We start from the raw sequence: 22,830 nt of genomic DNA on the forward strand, positions 1-22,830 counted from the left end.
TCCTGTTTGCGTTACTCATACACAATCACTTACACAATCCCTGATTTCATTCACTTGTACTGCCTGTCATTTCTGATCAGGCCTGGCCTCTTTTTGTTTTCATCTATTCACCACTTACTTAACCCATTTACAGCTATGGTTGATTATTATGCCCATATGGCGGCATTAAAATCTATAACGGACGCATTTGGTGCGCAGGTAGCCGATCCAAAGTCCAAACAGACGTTTATTACTATTCAGGATAACCCTTCCTATGCAGCTCTGGGAACGTTGATAGATCATCTGTTGTATCATTCGGGAACTTCCCGGATCGAACTAAGACGTTTGACGCGTGCTTCGCAACTTTGGCGTGATATACGGGAGTATATTGATGCGGTTGCTCAGGTACGGAGTGAACTGGAGTCTATGGTACAAGATTCTTCACAGCCAGATATCGTGGTCCGTTACAATGCAATCCACGATACGCTCAAAAACTATCTTCAGCCAAAGTTTACGTCTCTTGTAGGAAGATTGCAGTCCTTGTTTACCCAACTGAGGGATCTTACACATATAGTACCTCACGGACAAGGGGCAGACCTTTCTGTCAACCAGTGGAACTGGAGGGATCTGTATCTGTCACGGGCTAGTGGATTGTTTGCAGAAACACTCTACAAAAAAGCGATGGACAACGGATCAGAAGAAGCAATGGCCTTTGCCTATGGGGTGTCTGCCAATTATGTGTCCAATGCCGTAGGGAGTAATTTCCAGAACCGGGCCACCGGAGGAGCACGACGTTCACATCCGCACAGAGACCGGGTAGCTGGTTATAGCATAGGAGCCTGGATACGAAAAAATATGGCAGGAATGCAACTTTCTACTACCCAGCTAAAAAGTCTTCTGACTATAGGATCACCTGTCAATCCGCTGTTACCTCCAGATATAAAAACTATCCTGGAGAAATCATTGACAGAGGTGTATGGTGTACATGGTCTGACCAACCTGCCGGATCTGGACAAAGGATATCGGAATATGCTAAAACACCTGGAGTTACTGGATTCGTTTAAGCCATTACTGGTGCCCCAGATGATCGATAACACTGTCTATATAAAAATACTTTCTTCAGGAACTACCTTTCTGGATGCTCCTCCGGGAACACCCCCGCCACAAGATCCTGCGCCTAGCAGTGGAGGTGGAAGCTGGACGGATGATATCCCCTGGTGGGCGTGGGTATTATTTGCAGTATGTATTGCACTAGTAGCTATATGCTATCTGATTGGCATTTGTGCTCCAGCTCAGAAAGATCCCTATCCGGGGCCATTTCAACATGATGAGGATGGCACATCCGCTGTAAGAAGCTACCTGACTTCAGATGAATCCCTACAGAGCGTAAAGTTTATGTTTAACCTCCATATGCAGCTCTATGATATGGCCAACACATCCCTTCGGGTGATGAAGTTTCTGGGGTTGGTTTATCCGGAAGATGGCGACCTGCCGGCTGTTGAATTTAAGCAGTTTACACAAATTCCGTTTAAAGAAGTACCAGACTTCAAAAAGCCTATCATAGACAAGGATATGTTTCTGGGTTTTCCGGCTTCGGCAGAAGAAATGCCTCGTATAGACCATCGTCCTTTCTTTCCTGGCGATTTTCCGGATCGGATTTTTACCAATCCCAACCAGTCGGATGTATCTACATTCGGTAGCAAACTATGGATGGCTCAGTTGCAGGGAACAGATGCCGACAAACCTTTTAACTTATCAGGCTCTAATCTTAACCTGGATTCAGACCGTGAGTTTCTTCAATTGTGCTGGGAGCTTGCAACAGGTGGGTCTACCTTAGACAATTCGTTGAATTTTAATATCTTAGGTTATACTAAAATCTAATCCACTACATGCTATGGCTACAGAAAATATAAAAGCCTCTGATCCGCATTCTGAGAAAGATGCCAATCACGATAGAAGAGGAGATGACAGAGATCCGAATATTGACCCTTATCTGGTCATTCCTTATTATGCTGCTGATATAGGTGTGCGTCCTCTGCCTTCTACAGTGGTTGCCTGGTTTTGTGAAAGTATTTTTATTGATGGAGTACCCCATACGGGAGCTCCGCTGATAGCAGGATCTACTGTCCTGATTTCAGCAATAGTTAAAAATGCAGGCGTTAAACCGGCTGCTGCCTACATCCGTTTTTACTGGCTGGACCCTACTACTGTGTTTACTCAGGCTGATCTGGCTGATGGATTTATTGGACAGGGTGTTTTTCCGGCATCCATTCCGGGAAGTTCGGGTGGTGTGATGTCTGTTGTGGAGAGTCCGGCTATTGCATGGGAAATTCCGGATGATATCCCTCCACATATCTGTCTGTTTGCAGAGGTGGGCTGTCCGGGTGATTTGGAGACGTGGAGTTTCAATCCAGTGACAGACAGACATTACGCACAACACAATGTAAACATTGTGCATGCAATGCCTTTTGAAACAACTTCGTTTTTCTTTTCTGCCTCTAATCCGCTAAAAGAAACAGCCTTGTATGAATTTCAGATTCGTCCTGTGAGCAGGGAGGCATTGCGTTTTCTGGAAAAGCAGTACCGGGCTAAGGCTATACCTGTTAAGGAGGATACTATTTCGTTGTATCCGGTAAAGGCAGGTTCTGAGAAAAACGGACAAAAGCTCCATGCTTCTTTACGACCTAATGAAAAGCAGTTATTCCGGATTACTATAGACATGCCAGAGTTGCGGAATAATGAATTTCTGGCTGTTGAGGTAGAACAAACACTTACGTCTACTCGTGAAGAACAACCCAGCACAGGATCTATCGGGGTTCTGTTCTTTACAGAATCAGAGAGAGAAGAATAGGTGCTGTCGTTAGTCAGTTGGTTTATACAAATGGCAGGTGTAGCCTGTCCATTAGTGCAAAGTCAGGCCATGGAGTCTGACTTTTGCGTTTGTCTGGTTTAGGACGGGCTTATTTAACTCGTTGTTTTGAAGGAGAGACTATCGGGAGTGAATTATATAGCAGATCGTTATAGTATGATCTAAGCAAAAAAAGCGCTTAAGCAAACTTTGCTTAAGCGCTGCGTATAGTATATGGATTATTGGTGTAGAAGGATCAACTTTCTGAACATTATTTTTTAAGAGCTTCTTCAATAATGACATCTGTTTGATGCAGGAAGTCAAAATCAACAGAATCTGCATTTTCTGTGGGGGGCAATAGAGTCTTCTTCCTGTAATTGGAAAAAGCTTCAGGATGACTAAAATTTAGCCCGGATTGATTGAAATATGCCTCATTGTTTAAAAATCGTTGATTATTTTTATATAACATGTATATATTAACCAGAGTCGCAAACAGAAGTAAAATGAATACAACCAGAATACTTCCAAATAAGATAGTACAGGTTCTACACATGATCGTTTTCAGTTAGTTCGTTGTGTGTATAATGTATCCAGTTGAAATTCTTATTTCTTCTTTATAACTGTATTGGCTATAACCTGATTCGTTGCATCCTGACTTACATCTTCTAACCAATGCTGAACCTGTGGGATTTGAAGAGTATACTGTTTCAGTAATTCAGAGTTATCCTGTACTGTTTGATTCATGATGATAGGTACCCATCCGATTATTCCTGTGCGTGAACACTGAGCTCTTGCACGATAATACCCATTGGGTAAGTCAGGAATAATAATAAGTATATCTTCTTTTCCCTCATTGTAGTTTACACAGACTTGATAGGATTTAAAAAGAGTCCATTGTTTGGTCAAAAAATCCTTCTGTTCCAGTATAAATTCATATCCACTATAGTATTTAAGATCCTGATCGAGAACATGTATCATGATATTGCCTGTCAGACAAGAATCTGATGGGATAAAGGGAATTTCTAATTCCTGAAAAGGTACAGTAATAACCTCTTTTTCCTGGAAAGGTACAGTAGTAGCTTCCTTTGGACCAGCGGATGGCATAGTAGATGGACACTGTGCATTGAGTAGACATACGTCCATTACTAACAACAATGATAAGATCCAGGTAATTACACGGTGATTTTTCATAACTCAGCTTTTTTAATGGGGTGATTGAATACGAGAGAATACAACTATTCTTAATCCTGGCTGGCTAAAGAAACTTTAAACTGATGATCAGCGGCTTTGATCTATCTCAAGTGTGCATTTACATTACTTTATCCTGTCTATTAAATATAGGTAAGAGGCTACAGGTAATTCCTTGTGAGTGGTATATGTAATTATTATTTTATACTCTATAAAAACAGAAAGCAGACCTTACAGAAAATTATTACTTAGAAAATTGAAATAAACTTATATTTCCAGTCTTCCTTAAATTGATATATTGTATTATTTTAATTAGTTGTTGGGTTATAGTATTTTATCTTTTAATCTGTGTTCAGCAAAGAAAATAGAAGTTTTATGTGGTAATAATTATATAATAAGAAGACGTTTAAGATATTTGTATATATTATTATATCTTAAATGCTGAGTCCTAGGGCTAAAAAGCGATAGTTTTTATGATTTTTATTGCTTTCTAGCATCTGTGTAAGTTGTGGTTGGGTGTTTAAGTATAAAATAGGCATATATGCTTATTTATTATCTAGGTAATGTAAGTTTTAGTTGCTAATTGCTCTTCTATTATCATATACTTAATAGTAAGCTTATGACCATAAAAAGAGTGAATCCATTCTTCATCTGTTGCTTGTCTGGCACTTACTAGCTATTGAAAATAGATAATAAGGTTTCTTAATCCCATCCTGGTAATGCAATAGTATAAATAGCACCGGACTTGCCTATGTAGAATAGAAGTATTTTTACATAGTGTATTTGTCCAACTATATACTTAGTTTCTACTTTTATTTGGTAAGGTTACCACAGTAGTCCAGAACCTATACAGTTGAGCACTTATATCCATTAGGGAATCAAAGGAATCCGGCTTTACAATATAGCAGTTTGCTCCAAGTTTGTAACATTCCCTGATTTGGCTGATTGATTGAGATGTAGACAAGATTACGATTGGGATACTTCGCAATAGTATATCTTCCTTCATATGTTTCAATACTTGTAATCCATTTAATCGGGGCATATTTAAATCCAGCAGGATGAATGCAGGTAATTTATTGTGTTCAAGTTTTAGTGGATCTATATAATTTATTAACTCCATGCCATCATTAAAAAATTTCAACTGATTGGGAATTCTATTCTCTTTAAAGGCAGTGGCAAGCAAAAGCTGATCGTCTTTATCATCATCGACAATAAGTATTGGAAGCATAAGCAGGTTGATTAATTCAGATAACAGATATCTGGAAGTCAATTGCTTACATTTGATCTGTTATATTGTAGGTGGCTGTTAGTTTCAAAACGAAAATAAAAGAATAGCCTTCCCTGATACATTGATTTATAACATCTTTTTTACTGATGAATATCATTGTTTGTACAAAATATTTTTGCAACAAAGTGAAAGAATTAGTATAGTATTACAAGTGGTAGTGATCTAGGTGAAGTGGTTTGCCGCGACAGCCATACTTGAGAAAACAGTTTAAAAAATGTTATTTTATTCGTGACACAACAACCAGATCCGGATTGCTATGATTCTCGAAGTTCCAGTGGTAATCGCCTAATGTTTGAGCAATCTCACAGGCGAGGGTAATACATTGTTCATTTAATTTGCCAATAAATACATACCGAAATCCCTCCAGTGGAGGCAATACATCTTCAACATGGCCATAGTTGGAGAGATCAGTTCCAATAACCATAAGTTGAGTATCCCTTTTAAAGAGAAACTGACAGTAGGGGACATGAATAACCGTATTGCCAATATAAGTAGAAACAGGTAATAGATTCATGAATTCATTTTGTTTTAATGCAGTAGTAAAACTATTCAGGGTTACTGTTTAAAATATTGATTATTGTCATTAATTTTTATGATATTTCTTATTTTAATGTTCTTGAATTGTTTTATATTGATTGGAAATATATTTTATTTTCAGAAATGGTATTGTTGATAATCAGTGTGGTTAAAAATATTTATATAGGATTTTATCTAAATAGTAGAAAAGTGTTTTCTTTTGATGTACCTGATTTTAATAAAATTCTATACAAATGGGAGTTTCTGTATTGCTCATTTCGCATCTGTTGATAAACGAGAAAAAGACCTTCTTTGGATGATTTTTTGATATACGTTCATTACAAACCTATCACTTGCATCTGCACAGGATTAAACGAAGTGTAACGCTAAAAACCGGGCATAGCCTCAGGTATAGTATTCGGATTTACTAAAAGTATAAAGAATGGATGACTGAAATGATCCATATTTCAGTATTGAGCAGATCAAAAAAATCAAGCAATCATCAGAGTATACTCACTCACGTATGAACACCGACACGCAAAAACCATCGTATCAGGAACTGGAAGAAAAAGTAAACCTCCTTACTGCTAAGTTAACCAATCTGGTTGCTTACCAGCAGGATCTTAAATCCAGAGAAAATATTTTTCAGGAGGTATTGGATACTGTGCCTTCCTTTATTTTCTGGAAAGACAGCAACAACAATATGCTGGGATTTAACAAAGCCTATCAGCAGGCTGTTAATATTTCAAGGGAAGAACTTCTATCCAAAACAGGCTTTGAGTTGTTTCCTGAAGCTGAAAAATACTGGGTAGACGACAAGAAGGTAATTGACTCAGGCGAACCTATGCTGGATATTGAAGAAGAGGTAATTATTCCTCCTGGTAAAACCATCTGGTTTAAAACGGACAAAGTGCCTTTGAAGGATAAGACAGGAAATACATTTGGTGTGATTGGTGTTTCGATTGACATCACGCAAATCAAGGAGTATCAGGCTAGGCTGGAAAGAGCTAATAAGGAGCTGGCGGAGGCAAGAGAGTTGGCAGAACAGGCTAATCTGGCTAAAAGTGAGTTTCTGGCCAATATGAGTCATGAACTTCGTACACCTATGAATGCGATTCTGGGATTTTCGGAAACACTGCTGGAAACAAGCCAGGAAGAAACGGCTATCAGTTATCTGCGTACCATTCATAGTAGTGGAAAAAATCTGTTATCACTGATCAATGACTTGCTGGATCTTTCTAAAATTGAAGCAGGTCACCTGCAAATGGTCAAGGAGCCAACAAACATCAGATATGTGCTGGAAGAGATTAGATCTTTATTTGTTCCGGCTTTGTCTGAAAAGTCTGTTCATCTGCATATCAACCTGCAAAAAGATTTACCCGACACCATTGTATTGGACGCCTTACGACTGAAGCAGATTCTCATTAATCTGATTGGAAATGCGGTAAAGTTTACTGCTTCCGGAAGTATTGATGTATATATTCAGATGCCTGATAAGAATGCAGACACACATCACATGGATCTGAGTGTTACGGTAACAGATACAGGCATTGGGATGCACGAAGAAGATGTAAAAATTATTTTTGAAAAATTTACTCAGGCACGTTCACTGGATTCAAAACAGTATGGAGGAAGTGGTTTGGGACTTACCATTACCAAACGGTTGGTAGAGCTTATGGGTGGAACTATCTCCGTAGAGAGTGTTTTAGGAGAGGGAAGCAGTTTTACATTTGTTCTTCCTGATGTCAGCTATGTTGAGAAAGAGGTAGAGGAAGGAATGAGTATAGATTGGAAAACAACTAATATTGTTTTCCATAATGCCGTTGTATTGGTAGTGGATGACTCAGAAACCAATCTGGAACTGGTGAAAGTATATCTTTCCGGATATGATCTGAAACTTCTGACAGCAGGTAGTGGACAGGAAGCATTACACGTAATACAGGAAAGTTCTCCGGATCTGATTTTACTGGATTTGCGTATGCCCGGAATGGATGGCTACCAGGCTAACCGGGAGATCAAACAGATACTGGCTCTTCAAACGCCGGTAATTGCGTTTACAGCTTCATTGATGAGCACTGATGAGAGCATGGTTCGTGAGATGTTTGATGGAATACTCAGAAAACCTGTTGCTAAACAACAACTTCTCAAGGTACTGATGGATTATCTGCCTTATCAAGCTGAACATATAGGTGAAAGCCCTGCTGAATTGGTTACTGATATCAGTATAGGTGATTCCTTAGAGTATACATCCCTTTCCTGGACAGAGCAAAAAGAGCTGCTAACCCAATCTGCCGCTGTTCTGGAATATCTCAATAGGGAAGCGATGAAGATAGCCGATATAGTGGATTTTGATGCTATAGCCGATCTGATTAATGAGATTGAACTCACTATGGAGAAAGGACAACTTCAGTTTCTATTGGCTGATTATGTGAATCAACTACGCATTGCGTACAATGGATTTGAGATCGAAAAGCTAAAATTCTTACTACACGATTTTCCAGTTGATCTTCCATCCGATGCTGAGACAAACAACTAAGAGATTATTTACCTGATCAAAAGGATATTATGCACAAATATACTGTATTGGCTGTAGATGATGGTCCTCACAATCTCCAGTTGGTGGCTTCGATTTTAAGTCCTTTCTACCGCCTATTACTTGCCGGCAATGGGGAAAAGGTTATGGAGGTTTGTATAGAAAAACAACCGGATTTGATTCTGCTTGATATTGTTTTACCTGGTATATCTGGATACGAACTGGCTGAACAAATAAAAGCAGAACCACAAACCCGTCATATTCCTATTATCTTTTTAACAGTACATACCGATGAGGAAGCTATTGACAGAGCATTTCAGGCAGGAGGAGTAGATTATATTACCAAACCCTTTAAGGCAAAAGAGTTACTGGCCAGGGTCAAAACACAGCTGGATCTACACACCGCAGAAAAACGGCTACGGGAAGCCATTGACCTGGTACCTTACCGTCTTTTTGCTAAAGACCGGGAAGGTAAATTTATTCTGGCAAATCAGGCTACTGCTGATTTCTATGGCAAAAAGGTTGAAGAACTACTAAATCAGATAGAACCGCCATTGCCGAAGGGGTGGAAGTATCAGGTAACCCGCAATCTGAAAGACCCCATGCATCAGATTCCCGGCACGGTACATACCTATGAAGAACGGCTGACTATGCCAGACTGTCAAATGTGGTATTTTCAGACCAGTAAGGTGGCGTTTACGTTTTCAGGATCGCATCTTCCAGCTATGCTTGAAATTGCCATTGATGTGACAGAGCAGAAAAAAAGAGAGGAAGAAATACAGGAACTGAATGATCAAATATTAGCTCATAGCCAATACAAAGACAAGCTTCTTTCGTTGGTAGCTCATGATTTGATCACCTACGTATTCAATACGGACATGACCTTACAACTGTTACTCCGGAAAATCGATAATTTGTCAAAAGACGAAATAACAAAACGGTTAGTCAAGGTTCAGAAAAATACAGACGCAACCCAGAAGCTACTCTCGGACCTTATTGCCTGGTCTAAAACGCAGTTTAAGTCTATGACCTATACGCCTGTCATTGTGTATATAAGAGATGAATTTCAGAATTTGTCACAACAGACAGACCTGTTGTGTCAGACGAAGGGAGTTTGCCTCATCAGTAAAGCCCCTTCTGATCTGCAGGTAGTAGCAGATATAGCTATGTTGCGGACTATTTTAAGAAACCTTTTATCCAATGCACTCAAGTTTTCCAAAGAAGGAGATACAATTGTGCTTCAGGCGCGGGAAAAGGAAGGGAAAATTCTTATCTCGGTTACAGATCAGGGTACAGGAATTAGCGGAGAGCTGCTGGAGCTATTACGAAAGGGAAATAAGGAGCATATGACCACCTTTGGCACTCAGGGCGAAAAAGGTTCTGGTTTAGGGTTGAGCCTTATCAAAGCCTTCATTGAAATGCATGGAGGTGGTCTGGAAATCGAAAGTGAGCAGGGAAAAGGAAGTGTCTTTACGTTTTCATTGTCTGCTGTTACCCAAAATCAGTTTGCACATAAGGCATAGTATAGACAGATAACGCCTATCTCTATCTTCTCAAACTGATACATTTTGAAAACTGCCAGCAGAAGAAGCCTTGGGCTTTCTTCTGTTCTGGCAGTATCAGCGGTGGTTAACAGGTGTTTCTTGTTTCTTTTTAAAAGGAATATGGATTGGTAGTTTGAATAGACGAAAGCGAAATTCGCTGTATGGAATTATGTATAGAAGGAACTTCTATCAGGATGTATTTCAGAATATCTCCCTGATTGTTCCGGATAGGAGAGAGGCTGCTTTCGGCCCAATAGCCTTTGCCATCACTGGTCCGGTTTCTAATAATAGCCTGGAATGGTTCGCCAGCCTGCAGATTCTCCTGATAACTGGTACCCAACTGGTCAATCGTTTCCTTGCTCCACAAGTACACATAGGGTTTGCCAACCAGTTCCTCTTTTGTAAATTTAGTTGTTTCCACTAACATTTGATTGCAGTCAGTGATCACACCCTGCGGATCAAGTTCGGCCCAGATACCTGTAGTCCCCAATACGTCTTTGTATGTTTTGATTTCCCAATCCAGGTATTTCCTTTGTTCTTTCTCTTCTTTCATAAGTAGTAGTGCCTGTTCCTGAGTAGCCTGCAACTCTTCCATATTCTGTCGGATTTCTTCTTCCTGGGCTTTCAGTTCTTCTGCCTGTTGCTGAGATTGCTGCAAGAGTTCCAGTGTTCTGGCTGTGGTACGAAAAGTTGAGATCGATAGTGCCAGAGACTCTGCCAGCTTTTCAATAAATTGAACCTTGTATGGCTCTATTTCTTTAAACGCAGCAATCTCCAATACTCCCAGTACCATCTCGTCCAGCTTTAGCGGCACAATGAGAATACAGTTGGGCGTAGCATGTCCAAGTCCGGAACCAATCTCTATATAGTCATCCGGTACTTCTGTGAGATAGTATGTGCATTTTTCTCTGAGTACCTGTCCGGTCAGGCCTTCATCTATCTGAATGTGCTTCTGGTGATGTTTTTTCCGTCCCCAGGCAAAACATGATGCCAAGGTCAGATACATCTCTTCCTCATTGGATTCATTCTGTGTTACAAACAACGCACTTTGGTTTGCCTCCAGATAATGTGTAAGAAATACCAGTAGTTTGTCTCCCAGTTGCTGAAAATTCTCTCTGTATGTCTGTATGATTTCTGTCGCCTGTGTTATACCTTCATTCGCCCATTTCCGTTTTTTTTCTTCTTCTGCTACTGTGTGCAACTGATCCCTCATGGTAAGCAAAGATTGACCCAGTTGATCTTTATCGCTCGCCATCGTAAAGGACGAATCAAACTCTCCGTGTCCAATCTTTACTGCGAAAAGTGAGGCGGTCTTCATAAAGTCAGACAATCTGTGCAGATTTTGTGCGGTGAGTCCAACCTCGTCTTTACCAGGCAAACTTACCAGGTGGGAGAGGTCACCGGAAGAGAGGCGCTCTACATCGCTTTGCAGGGTTAGAATGGGTTTTCGTATATACTTTTCTGTGACCAGAAAGGCACATCCTACCAGAATAAGATTTGCTGTAAAAAGCAAGACCAGAAAGTGCTCAAATGACTCCTGTTTTTCCTGGCTCTGAGTTACATAGATCTTGACCAATGCTATGTATTTGCGAACTAGTTCACCCGCATTGGCTTCGATAAAAGTAAGTGACGTTTCAGATGTTTCGTTGTGAGTTTCCAGTATATGAGACGCATGTTCCTTGTATTTTTTCCACAAGTCCTCTACCTCCAGAAGCAGAGGTGTAATGATTGCGGGTGCAGGCGGCAATGGGATCTCTGAGTTTACCTCAGGAGCTAGTCCTCCATGTTTAATCGCATAAAAAGAAGTATTAGCCTGTTCTATGGTTTTCTGAAGCTCAGTGGCGATGTTTTCTTTGTATTGCTTTTGTAAAATCTCAGATAAAAATGCAATACGTACAGTAAGCATGCGCTGCCGACCTACCACATCAATGGCGGTAGCATCACTTTTTTGCTTTTTGAGGTAGTAGGAAACGCTGAAAAGATTAAACAAGGCTATTATTACAAAGAAGATAAGGACAATACCAAGTTTTAATCGGATTGAGTAATCTTTGAAAGAAACTAAAGGCAAACCCATAACAATTTGTGTATAAATAAAAACAGATGTATTTTTTAAATTTTATTTATAGGTTGTCTTTGTTGGTGTGGTTTAGTATGCAGATTTGGTAGTAACGTATCTATATCAGATATACATGTGGTATTCCGGAAAGAAGTTACCACAGATACCTGTGTTTAATATAATTTGTCTGACGATCAGCAGGTATGGTAGTCTGTGAAAGCCATTTTGGTACTAGTCATCTTATCCTACACAAGCTATATCCTATCTGTCTTAACAGAAGAAAATGTAGGTATAGGTACTTCCTTATTTATTATCAATGATGGTAGGGTTCGGAATGCAAAAATAAATTGTTCGTAGTTAAGAGATTTTTCAAAAAAATAATTGCCACCACTTGTTAGAAAAGCCTCTACAGTAGTTGCACTGGCTGAAGAGGAGTAGCCTGCTACGGGAATATGCCTGTATTCTTTCGTTTCCCGTATCTCTGAAAGGAGCATCAGCCCATCTTTTCCAGGTAAGTGCATATCCAGTAGGATTACGGATATGGCAGGATGTTCAGATAGAAAAGCCATCAGTTCCTTTCCATCATTTACAATCCTATACTTCCAATCTGCAAAATAGGTGCTTAACATTCGTTTCAGGAGAAGTACCTCCTCTTTAGTATCTTCTGCTATTAACAAATAAAAAGGAACTGATTTCATTGGGTAAGCGATTAATATTTCTGCAAAATCTCCTACTGGTATAATTGGGAGTTTCCTGTTGATAAAAACCAATTAGGATAAAGAATATGTGTTGACAGTGAAATACTCGTATTTAACTCCTGAAAGACTGTAAATATGTATGTGTTTTGATTGTCCTATTCGTATTTGGTTGTAAATAAGGAAGTTCTTTTAATTGTGCTACAATTTCATCGAGAGAATAGGGCTTTTCAAAGAAATAATCGCCTCCATTTTCCAGAAAGTTAGCAACAGCAGACGGACTACAGGCTGATGAGTATCCCGCTATAGGTATCTGAGTGTACCAATGTAACTGACGTATTTCTGAAACGATCATTGTCCCATTGTTTACAACCAAATGCATATCCAGTAAAATGAATGAGACAATTGATCCATTTGTGAGAAAGTCCATCAATTCATCATACTCACTGAGAAATAGAAATTTCCAGGAAGGGAAGTACTTTCTGAATATAATGGATAGAAGAGCCATCTCATCAGGATCATCTTCTACAATTAATAATGAAAACGCCATTGACTTGAATGTAAAGTGAACAAAGCATTGAACCAAACAGATGAATAGGTGGGCATTTGTACAAATTTAGGTGAAGCTAAAAGCTGAAAAAGTGAGAAATCCTATTAGAATTAATGATAAAAATCATTGATAAGTTATCTGTTTTTTCTGATTGATGTTACCATGAAAGAACAGCATATTTGCTTTTATACTTTCAGCACTCCGATTTGTATAGTAAAAAATTTAGCGAAAGATTGAGGAGAGATATGGAGGCTTTATGGTAGAGTGATAAGAATAGTGACAATGTAAATAATCAGTAAAAAATATGACATTTATCAACTTTCTGCCTTTGTAGGGCTTCTATATTTGATATACATAAAAAGTATTGGTTATGAGGTATTTATCTATTCCCGTTTTTGCTAAAAACAGTTCTGTAGAAGTAACTTATTGTCATTTCTTTTTGAAAAAAAGACTGATGTGCATGGCGATTGGAGATAATATTATGAAATATGGCTTTGCAGATGAGATGTTACCGCAAGTAGAAGGCGTACGATACTATTGTATTGGTACTTTAGATGAAATGGGACCTAGCCTGCAAACAGAAATAATTCAAATACTAAAACTGGAGGACTGGGACTTTAGTATATGTGATAACCCTTCCATTGTCATTCTTTCATCAACTGCATCATAAGGTGGCTCTATCTGATTACGGTTATAAGATGAGTCGTATTATAAGTAATAGGACTGAATAGGTGACTACTCTGCTAGCTGCTGTATTGGCTAACTATTGATAATTTGGATTTGTTTTGATGTTTACACAAAAATTATAATAGGCATAAAAAAATTATCTTCAACCGTATATTTCTGGTTACTTATTTGAGAAATAGCAGTATTCATGGTAACACTGTCTTTCTTTGATTCAGAACCATAGAAATAGCCATTTTTCCATACTACTATTCCACCAAACAACCTTCTTCAAGGAATATATTGACCTTCTTTGTCTCTATGAAGTTAGGTTAGTAAATCTGGTAGCAAATTAGTGTTTGATTCGATAGATCCATACTATTCAGATCTATGTCTGATTTATCAGCGAAAAGCATTTTGTATATACAATCCTGAAGATATACTAATAATACAATGGAATCCGAATCTTATATACGGATAAGTATTTTTCGCTCCCCTCTACAAGGAGATAAGATTTTTTATGAGAAAAAAGAACTGATCTGGCAGATAGATATCCCCCGATGGCTTTATGAACGAAGATACCGGACAATTAACTGGATCTATGCCCGTTTTGAGTATTTTAACCCTGACTTTTATGTAAGCTTATATTATCTTAACCATGAACTGGAAACTCGTATTTCGAGGAATACAGGTTTAAACGCAGATCCAAATACACTGTCTGCAAAAGATAATGGTATTAGACAATAGTATTTTTATCTCCTTGCCTCACTCTTCACTAGTCGAAAAGAGTTACATTACTCCGCTATAAAGAAGGTAAGAATTCCATTTATCTTGAATTGTTTGTGTAGGATTGGCCGTGGATGGAAGGGTCTGACTTTTGCGTTTGTATCCCTTTACCCTAGCTAAGGAATGAGTGTTTTGTATATAGGAAGAGTGGTTTTTATAAGTATCTGGCTGTTAGTCGATTAAAAGGAATAAGTCTTGCCTCTTGATAAAGATTTGCCTTTTTGTAACTTTAGTCCCTATAGATATAAAACAGGCATTTTTACGAGTTACCGACAATTCATGAAACAAACTTTCTACCTACTGATTTCCAGTCTGATTTTCCTGACCTCATGTTCGGGATGCCAATCCGGCTTTGACCATTTTTCGCCCATTCCAGTTTTTAATCCAGGCGATTTCTGGCTGGACAACTTTGATGAGAGAGTTACAAAATGCCATTATATATGATGACAAGATATACTGCAATACAATCGATGTTAGGGGTAATAAAAACTTTCTGTATTGTCTGAACCCAGTTAATGGACTGGTAGTCTGGCGAGCGCCTGTTACAGAGTATGCTACTCAACCCGTATTTCTTTGTGATGATGTTATAATCTATTGTTCCTTTATGGGAAATATCTCTGCATTTAACAAACAGGGGAAAGTGATCTGGCAAGCTAAGTTCAACTCCTCATATGGAGGTCATTGGGTTGATACAACTCATTCAACGTTGCTTGTAAAGACTGTTTACTGGAAAGATGTTGTCACGTATGCTATTAAGTCCGGGAAAGTGCTTTCAGAAGTTAAGAGTGATTCGTTGCAAAAGGTGATAGCAGAGAATAGTAAAAATGCATATCCGATGCCAAAAAAGCAATACCGGTTTGAAAGAATGGGACGGAAATATGTGCTTACCTGCGAACCGGAGGAAAGAAGGGGATATAAGAAAGAATATAAGATTGATATACAAAAACATCGCTTATGAGTTTTTGTCGAATGCACAGGTAGATGCAATAGAAATGAACCCAGCGAGGTAATTCTCTATGGGTTATTCTATTGAAGAGTTTAAAGAAGATTTCTAGTATTGGTAATACCATAGATAATAGAAACCGTTTCAAACAGACAACTATGCTAAAACGACTTACCCTATTCGGAATTATTTGTGTGTTGATCAGCCTCAGCTGTTCCACAGCTAAAAGGCCAGCAAAAAACGAGAGCAGTGCCTTTGGTGAAATTGAAACATTTCTTCAGTCATTGATTGACACAGGAGGCATTCCGGGTATCACCATAGCCATCACAAACGGATCGGATATTGTGTATAGTAAGGCTTTTGGGGTGACCAATATAGAGACTAAAGAAAAGTTAGAGCCCAAACACATTTTTCATATTGCGTCTGTCTCCAAAACATTTGTAGCTACTGCTGTCATGCAGCTCTATGAGAAGGGGAAGCTTGATGTCAACCAACCGCTGATTACTTATCTGCCTTATTTCAAGCTAAACGATGAACGCTATAAAAACATTACCATCCGGCAAATGCTCAATCATACTTCTGGGCTGCCGGATGTGGAAGATTATGAGTGGGAAAAAGCTACCTCTGATGAAGGTGCTGCAGAGCGCTACACCCGAAGCTTGACTGACAGTAAATTGATCAGTGCTCCGGGAGCGGAGTTCCATTATAGCAACATGGCCTTTGATATCATGGCTGATCTGATTGCGAAGGTGTCTGGTATGTCATTTGAAAAATATGTAAAGGAGAATATCCTTTTACCCCTTGAAATGAACGAGAGTAGCTTCTATGCGCCTGAAATACAGAAGGACTTGCGTACAAGCCCACATATAGGCCATCCTCCGAAAGTGAGTTCTGTATACCCCTACAACCGAATGCATGCACCCAGCTCGACATTAAACACAAACGTGCTGGAAATGTCACATTGGGCTATTGCCAATATGAATAATGGAAGATATAAGTCTACTCAGATTCTTTCTCCTGCCACACATGCTATGATGCTGACCCCCACTTTTGTGTCCAACAAAGAACGTAAAGTATCCATAGGCTTAAGCTGGTTTATGTATTCATATCAGGGACTGATGAATTATGAACATGGAGGCGGTGATCTGGGGTATAGAAGCATGCTAACATTGATTCCGGAAAAGAAAATCGGAATTATCATACTCTGCAATTCTGAAGAAATCCATATGTATGATACCCGGAATAAGGTGAGAGATATCTTGCTTGCAAGCTCTGGTAAGACGACTTCGCACTAAATACCCGGAGGTTACTACCATACATCAGAAGGAAATACAAAAAGCTGTATATAAAAATACAAAGCCTGATACAGGTATGCAGTGTATTATAGCAATCGTTAGTGGTCATTGTACAATGTTCACGAATGACCAATAATGTATAACAGCTAAAAATAGCTACGGGAATGATAATTGCAGCCTTTTTGGTGAGTAGCCTAATTGAGGCTTGTAAAAAATCTGCTCGTTGAGCTCCTTTACGAATAGTTTAGATATCCTTTTAGACAATCGCTATTTTTGTAAATGATCGAATCACAACCGATACATGTTTTCGCACCTCAGGCACTGGAGGTCAAAGATCCAGCTGCGGGTTATTTTGCTGCCGTTCGTCTGGATGATTTTTCGGCTGAAAGTGTAGCAGCAACAACTGTTTACAGTCGCAAGGACTTTTATAAGATATCACTAGTGACTGGAAATAGCTCCTATTATTATCAGGATAATGAATACAAGATACATACTGGCGAATGGGTTCTGGTTTTTACCAATTGTGAAACCCCTTACCGGTGGGAAATACATGAAGGTAGTTGTAGTGGGTACAGCTGTATGTTCACCGAAGATTTCCTTCCGTTACATACCTATATTCGTCCCACAGACTGGGCTGTTTTCAATGGGAGTGCCCAATCGGTGTTTAAACTGACTGACAAAGAAAGAGCATTTTTTGCGGATCTTTTTCAGAAAATGATTACCGAGCAAGCTTCAGCCTATGCCTATAAATATGACCTGTTGTTTATATATGTACTAGAATGCATCCATGGTGCATTAAAACTACAACCTGACTCCATGCCACGCAGTCAGACGGCTGCAAGCCGGCTCACAGAAGCCTTCAAAAACCTGCTGTCAGGTCAGTTTCCGCTACTATACCCACATCAGCAACTCACCCTACGGACGGCACAACACTATGCAGACAAGCTATCTGTACATACCAATTATCTGAATAGAGCACTGAAGGAGGTGACAGGTAAAACCACCACCCAACTGATTAATGAACGACTGATGCAGGAAGCGCGTGCCTTACTTATTCATTCCAACTGGAGTATCAGCCAGATTAGTACTAGTCTGGGTTTTGAGGAACCTACACATTTTGCCAGAGCCTTTCGCACACATACAGGTCAATCTCCGTCTTCCTTTCGCTGATAGTTTGATTTGGGTCCGTATTGGTTTGAATCAGGTTAGCATCTACCACGAGGTGCACCCTAATTTTGTATGGTAATACATTCATTAAAAGACGATACAAAATGAAAACATGGTTTATAACCGGTACCTCCACTGGGTTTGGCAGAGTACTGACCGAAAAATTATTGGAGAAAGGCGACCGGGTAGTGGCTACTGTACGCAAAGCAGATGCGTTGGACAAACTCAAAGCACAGTATCCGGACAATTTATGGATTTCTGTGTTGGATGTAACCGACAATAAGGCAATAAAAAGAGCGGTGGATCAGGCCTTTGCAGATGTGGGTCAAATTGACGTAGTGGTTAATAATGCAGGTTATGCCCTGTTTTGTGCTGTTGAGGAAGCGAGCGACGAACAAATTAGTCAACAAATTGAGACGAATATCATCGGTTCAATACAGGTCATTCGGGCTGCCTTGCCACATTTGAGAAAACAAGGCCATGGGCGGATTCTTCAGGTGTCTTCTGCAGGAGGGCAAACTACCTACCCTAATTTTGGCTACTACCATACCTCCAAATGGGGCATTGAAGGGTTTTGTGATACTATCTCCAAAGAACTGGCACCTCTGAATATTGGAGTTACGATTGTAGAGCCTGGGGCACATGCGACCTCGTTTGGAGCAGGTCTGGCAACAGCACCTGTGATGGAAGCCTATGAAAATACACCTGCAGGCGATGTAAGGCGTGCTATCGCAGCTGGCACATTTCCGATCTGTAATGATGTAGATAGATCAGTACAGGCTATTATAAACAGTATAGACATTTCGCCAGCTCCACTGCGAGTGGCTCTTGGAGGTGATGCCTATCGTGATATGCGTGCAGCACTAGTAGCAAGGCTGGAAGCATTGGATGCACAGAAAGAACTGGCTCTATCTATTGAGAACAATGACTAACATCTATCCATGTCGGTTCCTCTATTTCAAACAGGGGAACCGATACTCTGTTATTATATCTGGACTGAGCCATCGGTCTGATTGCTTCTATTCTGTCTGGCAGAAAGAGTTTAACGTGTGGTAAAAAGCTTGAGATGGCATGATAAGAGACTAAGCTTCCTATTATTTACGGAATACGTATTGGCGGTGTAAAGTGCCCCAGCTCCGCAGCTCTCTAATTACATTCACTAAACTTTCACCATGTGGGGTAAGTTCATATTCTACCGTTATCGGCTTTGTCTGCATCACTTTGCGCTGGATCAGTTCGTTTAGCTCCAGTTCTTTTAATTCCTTAGAAAGCATTTTGGCTGCGATACCGTCTACCCGTCTTCGTAAGTCCAGAAAGCGCATGGAGCCATATATCATCAGGCATCCGATGATTTGGATCTTCCATTTTCCTGAAAGCAGGATCATTGTATCCTTAATGGCTAACAGACCCTCTTTCCCGCATTTAATAGATTCAATGCGTTGTTCGCTGATATATTCTTCGTGTATTTCCATAACGAATATAAAGATAAAGAATGTCAATGAGGTTTCATCAACGAAACCGGTTTCCTCCAGGAAACCAATAGTGAATGTTAGCGATTGCCCCTCTTATTTTGCCTCATCCCTACAATGAAGGCATTGGCGTACGGCGATACTATCTTTTTTCAGATCGTCGTTGTGGCCAAGCCGCTCAATGTAATTTAATTGTTTTCACTTACTAAAAATGAAACGCATGATTCTAGTAACAGGGGCTACCGGTCACTTAGGCGGCTCAATCGTAAAACACCTGCTAACGAAAATATCGGCAGACCAGATTGTTGTATTGGTCCGTGATGAAAACAAGGCCGCTGACCTGAAAGCAGCTGGGGTTCATATTCGGATCGGTGATTATCACGATTCGGCTTCGCTTACGGATGCATTTGTCAATATAGAGAAGACAGTACTAGTAAGTTCAAATGACTTTAACGACCGTCTGGGGCAGCATAAAAACGTGATCAATGCAGCTAAGCTGGCAGGTGTCAGGCATTTTGTGTATACAGGTGTAAGTATAAAGGATATACATACCTCAGTATTACGGGATTTTATGATTGATCATTTTCAAACCGAAGAGTATGTGAAAGACAGCGGTATGAAGTATACGTTTATGCGTCATAATCTGTATGCTGAAATGATTCCCTTTTACATAGGGCATCAGGTACTGGAAAAGGGTGTTGTATTTCCGGCTGGCGAAGGACGTATTCCGTTTGCTCTTCGGGACGAAATGGGAGAGGCCAACGCCAATGTGCTTACCACCGAAGGCCATGAAGACCGTATCTATTCTATTGCCAGTGAGGTTGATTATTCTTTTCAGGATATCGCCGACATTCTTTCTGAGTTGTCAGGAAAGAGAATTACATACACCAATCCTGATAACACCCGCTTTACCGAATCGCTGAAAGCTGCAGGACTGCCGAATCATATTGTACAGATTGCAATCGGGTTCTCTACTGCTATGCGCAATGGGGATTTTGATGTACCTGGCACGGACCTGAAAAACCTGCTGGGTCGTAAGCCTGCTGGTTTAAAGGAATACTTGCAACAGACCTACCTGGGTGTCTGAAATTGGTATCTGACCTGTCTGAAGATATACGTTCTACTAAAATTCTTATCCAGTCTGCTGAACGTATCTGCGAACGGTTAAACCAGATTTCAACCAACAAGCTGGAACGGGACAGACACCTTATCGTCTCCCATAATTTTTTCAATTTTGAAGGTTTTACCTTTCACCCTTTTTTGTCCTCCTGAAACGACCTTCCCGCCACGGCGGGACAAGCGTGACAAGACCGGCGGCCTTTGTATTCTTGAATGTATTTTTTCTCTCACAATACAAACATAGCTCTATTTGTCACAGGATTCTTTCAGAAGGACAGATAAAGGGGGATTCTTTCAGAAGGAAAAAAGGAGGGTTTTTCCTTTCTGAAGGATAGGAGAGAATGGATTCTCTAACCTTGACCCCCTATGTAGTGATTTTATCGTATGCGTCCAATTGAGTACAGGTAGGTAATTGGACGCATACATTTTTTCAATTAAATTGGTAGATACTTACCAATACTGCCTGAGACTATAACAAGAATTTACTTTTTGTATATACTACAGTTCTTCAAATTTGATAGTGATGGAAAACAAGCAGACAGAGAACGTAGCTGCGTCTTATCACAATCAATGTATTGCAGGCTCTTCATTTGGCAAATCACTTCGGGAATGATTGGGAAGGGATTAAAGTGTATAGACAAATGAGTCAGATTCTTCAGATTTTCTAAACCTGTTGGTAGTTGAGAAAGATTGTTGTGGTTTATTCTTAATACTTCCAACTGCTCCATATTTTCCAGGTGCCTTGGCAAATGTGTTAATTTGTTGTGTGAACAGTTTAGTGCAGTTAGCGTTTTGGCTCCCGTTATACTCTCAGGTAAGGATGCGAGTTGATTATAACTGCAAATAATAGATTCCAGACTTGGTAGATAAGATACCTCATCTGGCAGAATGGATAACTGATTCTCATAGCAATAAAGAGATCTCAATCTAGGCAATGCCGAAATCCACCTAGGAAGATGTGTGAAAAAATTGCCTCCAAAGTCAAGTTTTTTCAGATTTTTCAGATTTTGAATCGTATCTGGCAAGTTGGTAAGCCGGTTACCAACCACTTCTAACCTCTCCAGATTATGTAAATCTCCAAGCTGCTCAGGCAATTTTTGTATCTGATTATTGGGAAGATCTAATAAAACCAGTTTGGAAAGCTTCCCTATACTTTGGGGTAATTTGCTTAACTGATTTTTTCTAAGACATAGTTGCTCCAGATTTTGTAAAGATTCTATTTTGTCGGAAAGAAAGGAAAGCGATGATTGTTCAATTACAAGTTTCTGAAGATTGACCAGATCAAAAATGATTTCAGGCAGAGTGTTGCCTGCCGGTTGGTAATGGTATAAATGTGGGGACTGAAAAAGTTGATGGCAACTAGCCGCATTGATGGCAACTCGTTTACTTTTAAACTGTTGCTGATAAACAGGCAACAGTTGATTGATGTACTTGTTAAATGCAGAGGCAAACTCAGAATTTCTTGCCAGAATAAAGGCCTTTTTTACCAGTTCAATATCTGGCGATTTGATCATTTCCAGGAGCGAGTCCAACGTACGGATAACTGGCATAATTAAAATGAATTATAAACGTTTTCTGTCATGTGGTATATGTTTTCATTTTATTTCAAAATAGATAGTGGATAAATTATGCATCAAAGATAAAATTCAAAAGCAACATATTGCATTCTCACCTGTTACTGCTGTAAAGTTAATTTTACGATTGTACAAATCAACCCTACTAAATACTTATATTTACATAGCTCAGAAGTGGAATGGTATCCATAAGAACGTTGCTGTAAACTGTACTGCCATACAAACGGGATATAAATTCGGGGTAATACTGCAGGTTCGAATCCTGCCTGAGTCTACTGATCATTGCTGTAGTATAGGCTGAGCATAAAGAATAGTAGATGTGAAGTTGATAAGGCAACAAGTATAAATGCTATAAAAGGTTAAATCAACTGTATGCATTACATTGGAAGAGAAAGAGCATCAAAAAGAATGTCTGCCAGAAGAGTACAATTATAGATAGATGAGAAAACTCATAATAAGGTAGATATTGAACATCTATTGGATCGAATTAACTTATCACCAGATGAGTTCCTGATATACTACTTCACAACAATCAATAATGAATTTATCCTTTTATCTTCCAAGCATATTATCTTTTTTGATAACAAACAAAATATTCGTTTTATAGCAATAGAATA

Annotated in this window: 20 protein-coding genes; 11 read left to right on the top strand and 9 right to left on the bottom strand. The window is 39.5% G+C overall.

Features of this window, described 5'->3' with window-relative positions:
- The first annotated feature begins 135 nt into the window (after window positions 1-135).
- Window positions 136-1,860: a hypothetical protein gene (locus QNI22_RS13695; RefSeq protein WP_314511324.1), complete on the top strand. Its 1,725-nt coding sequence runs from the start codon at window positions 136-138 to the stop codon at window positions 1,858-1,860.
- Window positions 1,861-1,873: 13 nt separating this feature from the next.
- On the top strand, window positions 1,874-2,830 hold the full coding sequence (locus tag QNI22_RS13700) for a hypothetical protein (protein WP_314511326.1): 957 nt from the start codon (window positions 1,874-1,876) through the stop codon (window positions 2,828-2,830).
- A 268-nt stretch (window positions 2,831-3,098) separates the two neighbouring features.
- On the opposite strand, the gene QNI22_RS13705 is transcribed toward QNI22_RS13700, so the two are convergent.
- The 4 genes from QNI22_RS13705 to QNI22_RS13720 form a co-directional block, all read right to left on the bottom strand.
- Complete coding sequence (locus QNI22_RS13705) at window positions 3,099-3,380, bottom strand: hypothetical protein (RefSeq protein ID WP_314511328.1); 282 nt, start codon at window positions 3,378-3,380, stop codon at window positions 3,099-3,101.
- Window positions 3,381-3,430: 50 nt separating this feature from the next.
- On the bottom strand, window positions 3,431-4,018 hold the full coding sequence (locus tag QNI22_RS13710; RefSeq protein ID WP_314511330.1) for a hypothetical protein: 588 nt from the start codon (window positions 4,016-4,018) through the stop codon (window positions 3,431-3,433).
- Between the two features lie 796 nt (window positions 4,019-4,814).
- Complete coding sequence (locus QNI22_RS13715; RefSeq protein WP_314511332.1) at window positions 4,815-5,243, bottom strand: response regulator; 429 nt, start codon at window positions 5,241-5,243, stop codon at window positions 4,815-4,817.
- A 277-nt stretch (window positions 5,244-5,520) separates the two neighbouring features.
- The gene (locus QNI22_RS13720; RefSeq protein WP_314511334.1) at window positions 5,521-5,817 is read right to left on the bottom strand and encodes a hypothetical protein; all 297 of its coding nucleotides are present in this window, start codon (window positions 5,815-5,817) and stop codon (window positions 5,521-5,523) included.
- Between the two features lie 525 nt (window positions 5,818-6,342).
- Here QNI22_RS13720 and QNI22_RS13725 point away from each other — a divergent pair.
- Window positions 6,343-8,355: a PAS domain-containing hybrid sensor histidine kinase/response regulator gene (locus tag QNI22_RS13725; RefSeq protein ID WP_314511335.1), complete on the top strand. Its 2,013-nt coding sequence runs from the start codon at window positions 6,343-6,345 to the stop codon at window positions 8,353-8,355.
- Between the two features lie 29 nt (window positions 8,356-8,384).
- Entirely contained in the window at window positions 8,385-9,875 is a 1,491-nt protein-coding gene (locus tag QNI22_RS13730; RefSeq protein WP_314511337.1) for a hybrid sensor histidine kinase/response regulator, read from the top strand.
- 130 nt (window positions 9,876-10,005) lie between these two features.
- Here the strand turns inward: QNI22_RS13730 and QNI22_RS13735 are convergent, their stop codons facing one another.
- From QNI22_RS13735 to QNI22_RS13745, 3 genes are all read right to left on the bottom strand, one after another.
- Window positions 10,006-11,970, bottom strand: a complete 1,965-nt coding sequence (locus QNI22_RS13735) for a type IV pili methyl-accepting chemotaxis transducer N-terminal domain-containing protein (protein WP_314511338.1) — start codon at window positions 11,968-11,970, stop codon at window positions 10,006-10,008.
- Between the two features lie 236 nt (window positions 11,971-12,206).
- Window positions 12,207-12,650 carry a response regulator gene (locus QNI22_RS13740; protein ID WP_314511340.1) on the bottom strand — a complete coding sequence of 148 codons (444 nt, stop codon included), beginning with the start codon at window positions 12,648-12,650 and terminating at the stop codon, window positions 12,207-12,209.
- Between the two features lie 112 nt (window positions 12,651-12,762).
- Window positions 12,763-13,197 (bottom strand): response regulator, encoded by a 435-nt coding sequence (locus QNI22_RS13745; protein WP_314511342.1) that lies wholly within the window; start codon window positions 13,195-13,197, stop codon window positions 12,763-12,765.
- A gap of 370 nt (window positions 13,198-13,567) precedes the next feature.
- Between QNI22_RS13745 and QNI22_RS13750 the strand changes: the two genes are divergently transcribed.
- From QNI22_RS13750 to QNI22_RS13775, 6 genes are all read left to right on the top strand, one after another.
- A complete protein-coding gene (locus QNI22_RS13750; protein WP_314511344.1) occupies window positions 13,568-13,867 on the top strand; it encodes a hypothetical protein in 300 nt (99 codons plus the stop codon).
- Between the two features lie 446 nt (window positions 13,868-14,313).
- Complete coding sequence (locus QNI22_RS13755; protein ID WP_314511346.1) at window positions 14,314-14,607, top strand: hypothetical protein; 294 nt, start codon at window positions 14,314-14,316, stop codon at window positions 14,605-14,607.
- Between the two features lie 451 nt (window positions 14,608-15,058).
- Window positions 15,059-15,604 carry a PQQ-binding-like beta-propeller repeat protein gene (locus tag QNI22_RS13760; protein ID WP_314511348.1) on the top strand — a complete coding sequence of 182 codons (546 nt, stop codon included), beginning with the start codon at window positions 15,059-15,061 and terminating at the stop codon, window positions 15,602-15,604.
- Between the two features lie 143 nt (window positions 15,605-15,747).
- On the top strand, window positions 15,748-16,884 hold the full coding sequence (locus QNI22_RS13765; protein ID WP_314511350.1) for a serine hydrolase domain-containing protein: 1,137 nt from the start codon (window positions 15,748-15,750) through the stop codon (window positions 16,882-16,884).
- A gap of 279 nt (window positions 16,885-17,163) precedes the next feature.
- The gene (locus tag QNI22_RS13770) at window positions 17,164-18,054 is read left to right on the top strand and encodes a helix-turn-helix domain-containing protein (protein WP_314511353.1); all 891 of its coding nucleotides are present in this window, start codon (window positions 17,164-17,166) and stop codon (window positions 18,052-18,054) included.
- Between the two features lie 101 nt (window positions 18,055-18,155).
- Window positions 18,156-18,983, top strand: coding sequence for an SDR family oxidoreductase (locus QNI22_RS13775; RefSeq protein WP_314511355.1), 828 nt, complete (start codon window positions 18,156-18,158; stop codon window positions 18,981-18,983).
- A gap of 162 nt (window positions 18,984-19,145) precedes the next feature.
- Here QNI22_RS13775 and QNI22_RS13780 read toward each other — a convergent pair whose 3' ends face one another.
- The gene (locus tag QNI22_RS13780; protein WP_314511357.1) at window positions 19,146-19,523 is read right to left on the bottom strand and encodes a winged helix-turn-helix transcriptional regulator; all 378 of its coding nucleotides are present in this window, start codon (window positions 19,521-19,523) and stop codon (window positions 19,146-19,148) included.
- A gap of 208 nt (window positions 19,524-19,731) precedes the next feature.
- Here QNI22_RS13780 and QNI22_RS13785 point away from each other — a divergent pair, with 208 nt between their 5' ends.
- Window positions 19,732-20,607: an SDR family oxidoreductase gene (locus tag QNI22_RS13785; RefSeq protein WP_314511359.1), complete on the top strand. Its 876-nt coding sequence runs from the start codon at window positions 19,732-19,734 to the stop codon at window positions 20,605-20,607.
- A 514-nt stretch (window positions 20,608-21,121) separates the two neighbouring features.
- Here QNI22_RS13785 and QNI22_RS13790 read toward each other — a convergent pair.
- Window positions 21,122-22,189: a leucine-rich repeat domain-containing protein gene (locus QNI22_RS13790; protein WP_314511361.1), complete on the bottom strand. Its 1,068-nt coding sequence runs from the start codon at window positions 22,187-22,189 to the stop codon at window positions 21,122-21,124.
- Window positions 22,190-22,830 lie beyond the last annotated feature (641 nt).

It is taken from the genome of Xanthocytophaga agilis, assembly GCF_030068605.1.
Classification (GTDB): domain Bacteria; phylum Bacteroidota; class Bacteroidia; order Cytophagales; family 172606-1; genus Xanthocytophaga; species Xanthocytophaga agilis.

Coding starts and splice junctions, on each gene's coding strand:
- QNI22_RS13695 (WP_314511324.1), top strand. CDS start 136: ATGGTTGATTATTATGCCCATATGGCGGCATTAAAATCTATAACGGAC.
- QNI22_RS13700 (WP_314511326.1), top strand. CDS start 1,874: ATGGCTACAGAAAATATAAAAGCCTCTGATCCGCATTCTGAGAAAGAT.
- QNI22_RS13705 (WP_314511328.1), bottom strand. CDS start 3,380: ATGTGTAGAACCTGTACTATCTTATTTGGAAGTATTCTGGTTGTATTC.
- QNI22_RS13710 (WP_314511330.1), bottom strand. CDS start 4,018: ATGAAAAATCACCGTGTAATTACCTGGATCTTATCATTGTTGTTAGTA.
- QNI22_RS13715 (WP_314511332.1), bottom strand. CDS start 5,243: ATGCTTCCAATACTTATTGTCGATGATGATAAAGACGATCAGCTTTTG.
- QNI22_RS13720 (WP_314511334.1), bottom strand. CDS start 5,817: ATGAATCTATTACCTGTTTCTACTTATATTGGCAATACGGTTATTCAT.
- QNI22_RS13725 (WP_314511335.1), top strand. CDS start 6,343: ATGAACACCGACACGCAAAAACCATCGTATCAGGAACTGGAAGAAAAA.
- QNI22_RS13730 (WP_314511337.1), top strand. CDS start 8,385: ATGCACAAATATACTGTATTGGCTGTAGATGATGGTCCTCACAATCTC.
- QNI22_RS13735 (WP_314511338.1), bottom strand. CDS start 11,970: ATGGGTTTGCCTTTAGTTTCTTTCAAAGATTACTCAATCCGATTAAAA.
- QNI22_RS13740 (WP_314511340.1), bottom strand. CDS start 12,650: ATGAAATCAGTTCCTTTTTATTTGTTAATAGCAGAAGATACTAAAGAG.
- QNI22_RS13745 (WP_314511342.1), bottom strand. CDS start 13,197: ATGGCGTTTTCATTATTAATTGTAGAAGATGATCCTGATGAGATGGCT.
- QNI22_RS13750 (WP_314511344.1), top strand. CDS start 13,568: ATGAGGTATTTATCTATTCCCGTTTTTGCTAAAAACAGTTCTGTAGAA.
- QNI22_RS13755 (WP_314511346.1), top strand. CDS start 14,314: ATGGAATCCGAATCTTATATACGGATAAGTATTTTTCGCTCCCCTCTA.
- QNI22_RS13760 (WP_314511348.1), top strand. CDS start 15,059: ATGAGAGAGTTACAAAATGCCATTATATATGATGACAAGATATACTGC.
- QNI22_RS13765 (WP_314511350.1), top strand. CDS start 15,748: ATGCTAAAACGACTTACCCTATTCGGAATTATTTGTGTGTTGATCAGC.
- QNI22_RS13770 (WP_314511353.1), top strand. CDS start 17,164: ATGATCGAATCACAACCGATACATGTTTTCGCACCTCAGGCACTGGAG.
- QNI22_RS13775 (WP_314511355.1), top strand. CDS start 18,156: ATGAAAACATGGTTTATAACCGGTACCTCCACTGGGTTTGGCAGAGTA.
- QNI22_RS13780 (WP_314511357.1), bottom strand. CDS start 19,523: ATGGAAATACACGAAGAATATATCAGCGAACAACGCATTGAATCTATT.
- QNI22_RS13785 (WP_314511359.1), top strand. CDS start 19,732: ATGAAACGCATGATTCTAGTAACAGGGGCTACCGGTCACTTAGGCGGC.
- QNI22_RS13790 (WP_314511361.1), bottom strand. CDS start 22,189: ATGCCAGTTATCCGTACGTTGGACTCGCTCCTGGAAATGATCAAATCG.